At 50.5% G+C, this 501-nt stretch carries 4 tRNA genes; all 4 read left to right on the top strand.

The window, feature by feature from the left end:
• Window positions 1-72 precede the first annotated feature (72 nt).
• The 4 genes from AC1DMU_RS29640 (at window position 73) to AC1DMU_RS29625 (ending at window position 436) form a co-directional block, all read left to right on the top strand.
• Window positions 73-148, top strand: a tRNA-Thr gene (locus tag AC1DMU_RS29640).
• Window positions 149-161: 13 nt separating this feature from the next.
• A tRNA-Lys gene (locus tag AC1DMU_RS29635) sits at window positions 162-237 on the top strand.
• A 14-nt stretch (window positions 238-251) separates the two neighbouring features.
• Window positions 252-332: transfer RNA gene (locus AC1DMU_RS29630), tRNA-Leu, on the top strand.
• A 29-nt stretch (window positions 333-361) separates the two neighbouring features.
• Window positions 362-436 (top strand) — tRNA-Gly (locus AC1DMU_RS29625).
• Window positions 437-501: the final 65 nt, after the last annotated feature.

Here is a 501-nt window from a genome sequence, read left to right as displayed (position 1 = left end):
AGCTCAGCTGGGAGAGCACCTGCCTTACAAGCAGGGGGTCGGCGGTTCGATCCCGTCATCCTCCACCATTTAGCCGACTTAGCTCAATTGGTAGAGCAACTGACTTGTAATCAGTAGGTTGGGGGTTCAAGTCCTCTAGTCGGCACCAGTTTTTATTGTAAGAGCCATTAGCTCAGTTGGTAGAGCATCTGACTTTTAATCAGAGGGTCGAAGGTTCGAATCCTTCATGGCTCACCATTTTAATGAAATATGCGGGTGTGGCGGAATTGGCAGACGCACTAGACTTAGGATCTAGCGCCTTTGGCGTGGGGGTTCGACTCCCTTCACCCGCACTTTTAATGAAATAACTCAAACATGTCTTGCGGAAGTAGTTCAGTGGTAGAATACAACCTTGCCAAGGTTGGGGTCGCGGGTTCGAATCCCGTCTTCCGCTCCAATTTTCAATATGACATGCCGGGGTGGCGGAACAGGCAGACGCACAGGACTTAAAATCCTGCGGTG

This window comes from Bacillus sp. 01N45, from assembly GCF_056399205.1.
This window is presented reverse-complemented; position numbering and strand designations above follow the sequence as displayed.